The following is a 6,157-nucleotide window of genomic DNA, read 5'->3' as shown; positions in this document are numbered from 1 at the left end:
CCCATTTTACCAGCGATTTCTCTGATATTATAGCGCTCGATCGCGCCGATTATGCGATCCATATTACAAAAGCCGGGATTTTTGCGGCTCAAAACCACGTCCAAAAACTCGCTCCAGAGCTTTACGAGCTTCTTTCGCCTTGTGATTATATGCAAGATCGCGACGCAAAGCAGGCCAAATCCCGCGATCTTATGCAGGCTCATCCACGTCTCGTCGTACTCGCCGCGCGCAAAGTAGGCGCCCGAAAAGCCCAAAATGCAAAGCGCGCAGCCTAGCAACATGATGAGCACAAATTTATAAACAATCCCTGCTTTAAGCATAAAATCTCCTTATCTCGTTTTTAAAATTTAGCGGCTTAGGCGTAGCGCACGCGAACGCTACGGCGGCGTTACGTCTCGTTGGTCGCCGCTATCGTATCGCCTCGGCGTTATTGCGCCGCCCGCACTGCTGCTTGCCTATACGCTCGCGGGTCGCCATCATCGTATCGCGACGTTTGCGCTACTTGCGCTGCGCTTTGCCTACATACGCATCCTGTCGATCGCGGTTGCCATATTGCGGCATTTTATGCTATCGCCGCCGCAATCACGCCGCGCCCTTGTGCTGCCGATCCGCCACCACGGCAACGTTGTTCGTTTTGATCGTAGCGCCGTTACGATGATGATTTGCCCGAGCGAAGGTTATGTCACACGGCGCCGAGTAGGTACGTATCACCGCTCCGTTTCTCGACTACGGCGTGCCGTCTGCGCCACCGATGTGTTACGCGCCATCCGACGCGCTACCGACTTATCGCGACGCCCACGCATCGCGCCGCTTACGCAGCCCGCTCATTAGCGCGCCGTCTACCGACTTCCAAACTGCTCACCGCGTAGCTTAAAATTTTATCGAGACACCCTGCATTGAGCAGACTATCTCGCGTTTAAATTTTATCGACTTAAATTTCCGTACAGAACCGCGATCGCGCACTGCCGACCGACTTCCGAACTACTCGTTGCGCCGTAAATACTTACTTACGGCGGTGCTATGCCGCCGACTGCGCGCGAGCGCCTAGCCACGCGGGTGCCGATGCCCATATATACGAACACCGAGCGCCTCGGCTAAATTTTATCGCCGTTTAATATAAATGGGTAATTTTAATAAATCCGGATTTAAAAAGATATGAATTTAAAGGCGAAATCCCTGCAGCGTGAAATTTAAACGATGAAATTTAAAGCTCTATCGTCCGCTCAAATATGTCCTCAAGACCGCTTTGATGCACGATCGCTAGCATGCCGAGCCTCGGCAGATCCGCGCGCAGACCAAGTAGCAGCTCGCGCGCCGAGGCGAGATCGAGCGCGGACGTGATCTCGTCAGCAAAAACAAAGTCCGGCTTGTGGTAATGAATACGTGCGAAACTAAGCCGCTGCGCCTCTCCGCCGCTTAAAATTTTAACGTAATCGGCGCGCGAGTTTAGCATGCGAGCAAATTTCTTAAGCCCTACGCGGCGTAAAATTTCTAAAAATTCCGCGTCGTCTGCGCGCGGCGGCTGCGGATAAGCGATAAGCTCTTTTAGGCTAAGCGGCGCCAGATAGGGCTTTTGCGGGATAAACATCACTCCCGTGCGCGGTAGGCTGATCTCGCCGCGACCGTATCTCCAAAGACCCGCCGCGTAGCGCAGAGTCGTACTTTTGCCCGCGCCGCTCTTGCCTCGCAGCATTATAAACTGCGCGGGCGCAAGCTCGAAGCGTAGATCCTCGATCAGCGGCTCGCCCGCAGGCGTGAAGACCGACAAGCCCTCGCAACGAGCGGAATTTTCGTCGCTTTGTGTGACGCAAGCACGCAGATTTGCACTCTCGCCGTCCATGCGCGAGATGAACTCATAGATCCTCTGCACGCTCGCCGCCCACTGCATGATCTGCTTGTAATAGTCCATAAACCACGCAAATCCGTCCTGCACGCTGTAAAACGCCGAGCGCGCCTGCATCATGTCGCCAAAGCTCATCGCGCGCGACAAATACAGCGGCAAGCAGGCAAAGATCGGGATTAAATTCGTGATTTTTAGGTAGCTTGCCGAAAAGCATTCGAGGCGAAATTCCGTATTCATGATGCTGCGCCAGTTTTTAGCGATCTCGCCGAAGCTCGCGCGGAAGCGGCCGCGCTCGGCATTCTCTCCGCGCATAAACGCCACGGCTTCTGCGTTTTCGCGCACGAGCAGCAGATCCGAGCGGTAATCGGCTTCAGCACGCTGCTTAGCAAAATTTAACCCCCTAAGCCTGCGCCCGATGAGATGCGTAATCAGCGAGCAAAGCAGCGTATAAAGGAGCGCCACGTAGAGCAAAAAGCCTTCGATCTCAAAGTGCATGCCGAAAATTTCAAATTTCAGCACCTTCGAGACCTGCCACAAGATCGCGACGAAGGCGATGAGCTTGGCGAGATTATAGACGAGCGATTTTACGAGATCGACGCTTTTTTGCACAAGTAGCAAGCTGTCCTCGGCGATACGCTGATCGGGGTTGTCTAGCTTCGAGACCCTTTTTGAAATTTCACGATCTGCGCGAGTTTTAGATGAAATTTCATTCTCGCTTGCGCCGCTTTGCCCTGCTGCATTTTGCTCCGCCGCGCTCGGTAAAATTTCAAGCCCCTTTGCGTCTCTATGTAAAGCGGTGCTATCCGCTTCGGCTGCGGAATACTCTGCGCGCTCGTTTAAATTTTCATCTAAATTTACGTCGCCAGGTTTTTCTAAATTTGATCCGCCCCTGGCGCTAAAATTTCCATCAAGGCTCGTGCGGTAGAAGTTTGCGTTATGTAGCCATTTGCGCTCCATCATCGCGCTTAGCCGCTCGCGCCAGACGATTACGAGCAGTTTGCGAAGCCAGCTGCCGCATACGATGAAAATCACGATGAGCGCCGTGTAGAGCAAAAATTCGCCCACGAGCGCGGGAATGAGCTCGCCTTTAAGCTCGCTTAGCGCGTCGTAAAAGCGCTTGTCCCACGCGTTCATCAGCACGCTGATTTTGATGATAGCTAGGCTAAAACCAAGCGCGAGCAGCAGCAGTGCCCACAGCTTCGCCGCGCCCTTGCCGAACCAGTGTGGACGTAGAATTTCAAAAAATTGCTTTAGGGTTTTCAAATTTTCTCTTTAAATTTTAAAATTTAGCGCTAGTTGCGGCGAGATCGCGGGATTAAATCGCGAGATTAAATTTATCGCCCGCATCGCCTACAATCGCTCGCGCTAATCAATCGTTAATCAACCAAATCGTGAGTTAAATTTTAATCCCGCGGCTTCGTTTAATTTTACCCGCCTCGCTACGTGCTACTTGCGACAAAGCCTAGTCTCGCGCCTCTGCACCCGCTTCATCCGCGCTCTTATAAAGTGCGAAATTTATCCACGACCGCGTGCGAGGAGTTTATCCGAGTTCGCATAAGCGCAAATTTCATCCGCACCTAATATGTATAATTAAGCGTTAGCATAAAATTTCGCGGCTCGCCGTAGTAGTTGTTATGCCCCGCGACGCGATTTTGCGTATTTTGAAAATACTTCTTATCCGTGATGTTTTTGACCGCAAAATTTACGCTAAAGTGCTTGTCGAAATGATAGCCGACGTTCGCGTCCCACAGCGTGTAAGCCTTCTGCGGCGCGGCGTAGTACGCAACGTTTTCGCGATATATCGAAGCGGTTTTGCTCTGATAGCGCATGCCGGCGCCCAAAGTAACCTTACGATTTTCGCCGAGCGGAATTTCATAGTTCGTATAGAGCTTAAACAGATGCTTCGGAATATAGCGTTTGGCGTTTGCGCCCTTGCTATAATCGACCGCTGCGGAGGTTCTTTCCGTCTTTAAATAGACGCTGCGGTTGAAAGTATATCCTGCGAATAATTTCCAATTCTCAGTAAGCGAACCCTGCAGCTCGGCATCCACGCCGCGGCTTCGCACCTTGCCCTCGGCGATGGAGTAGTTCGTATTAAGAGGATCGCTCATCGCCCTATTTTTCTGAATGATCTGAAATAGCGCGACATTCGTATTAAACGCGCCGTCAAAAAATTCTCCCTTCACGCCGGTTTCTAAATTATAGCCGACAACGGGATCTAAAATTTTACCGTCTTTATCGCGCGCGGCTTGCGGCTTAAAAATTTCGGCATAGCTTGCGTACCACGAAAAATTATCCGCAAAATCCCAGACCACTCCCGCATACGGCGTGAAATCCGATTTGCTCGGGCTTGCGCTATGCGAAGCCGTACCGCGCAAAATATTATAATAATACCTGCTGTAGGTTACCTTCGAAAAGCGTCCGCCGAGCAAAAAGTGAAAATCGTCGGTTAAGTTTAATCTAGTCCCGAGCGAGATCGCGCGCTGCTTTATGGTAGTGGAGCTTCTGTCTTTAAAGCTAGCGGCACTGCTCCAATCGGGCTGAGCGATCCTTGAGCGGTCCCAGTTATAAATGTTCATCCCTAGCGACGCCATAGACGAATCTCTCGTTCTAGTCTCGCGCCAATTAAGTTTTTCGTTGCTAAGCGAGCCGTTTAAGAAAAAGTCGTGCTTCTGCCCAAATGCTTCGAATTTACCATCTAGTCCCGTTTGAAACCCGATCTCTTTGGAGTCGTTATCGTAAATCCTATATCGCACCGTATGCGACGAGCTGCCGTTGTAAGGATTTACCCCGCCGAGCGCTCCGAATTTTAACATGCTGTCGCTATCGGTATAATTGAGCCTCGCATAGGCTTTCAGATCATCGCTAAATTCGTGCGAAAGTTCGCTGTAGGCGTTAAATTTTTTATATTCGCTCTCATCCCAATCCGAGCCGAAGTAGCTTCTGCGCGGTAAATTCAGTAAATTTCCATGATTGTCTAAAACGGGCACGCCGTAAATGTCATAGACGCCGACGGTTTTTTGCCACAAAAATCCCGCGCTAAGAAGCGTCTTATCGGCCACGTCAAATTCCGTCGAAACGCCGACGCCTTCGCGATAGCCGTTGCGCGGATAGTCCTTAAACGAGTCCGTTTTACTTAAAATTCCGATCAACCGTGCGCGTGCCGTACCGCTTTGATTTACCGTATCCGTTACGTCGATCATACCGCGATAATTATCCCAGCTACCGCCGCTTAGACTTGCGTTAAAGCCGAACTGATCGCTCGGGCGCTTTCGGATTAAATTTATCGTGCCGCCAGGTTCGCCGTTGCTTTGCGTAAGGCCCGCTACGCCGCGCAGAACCTCGACGCGATCGTAGAATTCCAAATCGGTAAATTCCTTCGATGAGCCCAGCGGCCCGAACACGGAGCTGGAAACCGAGCTTGCGATGCCGTCTTCTTGGATATTATCGACATAAAAGCCGCGCGAGACGATGCGATTGCCGCCCGCGTCGTTATTTAGCGAAATGCCGGTGGCGTATTTTTAAAGAGCCTCTTCGGCGTTGTGCAGGCTCAGATCTTTTAAAAGCTGATTGGAGATGACGCTTATAGACTGCGGCGTTTCTCTTATGCTTAAATTTAGCCCCGTCGCGGTGCTCATATTGCCCGTCGTATAAGAGCCCGTGCCCTCGGTAGTGGACAGATCGGCCTTGCTCGTGACGTTTATGGTGCCGAGATTATCGTCGTCCAAACCCCGCAGCGTAGAATTTGCCGCGCTACCGCTTTGCGGCGCGGAATTTTGTGCAACGTCCTTAGTAGCGGAGCTTACGACGGCGCTGCCCTGCGACGCAGAATTTACAGCGGTAGGGCGGCTTCCAGGCTTTTGCGCAGAGCTTTGCGGAGCTGCACTATTAGAAGCTAAATTTAAAGCAAGTGGCGTGGAACTCCGCGATGCGGCGGCTGCACGTGAGCTTTGTGGCGACGAAATTTTAGAGGTGGAGCTTGCGGCGGACGAGTTTTGAGAAGCGCCGCTATTTTGCGCCGCGGTAAGCCAAAACGGCGAGCAAAGTAGCGCAAAAGAAAGTAAAATTTTACCCTTTTTCATAAAAATCCTTTTTAGATTTTATAATCCATATCAATTTACTGGCGGGATTATCTTACAATTCTTCTTAAATAATAATAAAATTTTTAATAAACTAAATCATAAAATTTTATATGAAATTACTAATTTAACGGAATTTAATAAGATATATTGACGAATTTTCAAGCAAAATTTCTATGAATTTTAAAAAGTATATGAATTTTAAAAACGAAGGATTAAAAAATTTAAAATTCTA

General features: G+C 50.3%; 5 protein-coding genes. All 5 read right to left on the bottom strand.

What is annotated here, in order from left to right; genetic code table 11:
* Window positions 1-320: chemotaxis protein (locus Q0257_RS10650; RefSeq protein ID WP_298024698.1), on the bottom strand; the 320-nt coding region annotated here is incomplete at its 3' end.
* A gap of 262 nt (window positions 321-582) precedes the next feature.
* Window positions 583-711 (bottom strand): hypothetical protein, encoded by a 129-nt coding sequence (locus Q0257_RS10645; RefSeq protein WP_298024697.1) that lies wholly within the window; start codon window positions 709-711, stop codon window positions 583-585.
* 493 nt (window positions 712-1,204) lie between these two features.
* Window positions 1,205-3,106, bottom strand: coding sequence for an SbmA/BacA-like family transporter (locus Q0257_RS10640; protein WP_298024696.1), 1,902 nt, complete (start codon window positions 3,104-3,106; stop codon window positions 1,205-1,207).
* A gap of 314 nt (window positions 3,107-3,420) precedes the next feature.
* Window positions 3,421-5,349: a TonB-dependent siderophore receptor gene (locus Q0257_RS10635; RefSeq protein ID WP_298024700.1), complete on the bottom strand. Its 1,929-nt coding sequence runs from the start codon at window positions 5,347-5,349 to the stop codon at window positions 3,421-3,423.
* A gap of 15 nt (window positions 5,350-5,364) precedes the next feature.
* Window positions 5,365-5,925 carry a hypothetical protein gene (locus Q0257_RS10630; protein ID WP_298024694.1) on the bottom strand — a complete coding sequence of 187 codons (561 nt, stop codon included), beginning with the start codon at window positions 5,923-5,925 and terminating at the stop codon, window positions 5,365-5,367.
* Between the last annotated feature and the right edge of the window lie 232 nt (window positions 5,926-6,157).

The sequence above is a fragment of the uncultured Campylobacter sp. genome, from assembly GCF_938018035.1.
Taxonomy (GTDB): Bacteria; Campylobacterota; Campylobacteria; order Campylobacterales; family Campylobacteraceae; genus Campylobacter_B.
Note: the sequence above shows the minus strand (reverse complement) of the source record. Positions and strands in the feature narration are given on the sequence as shown.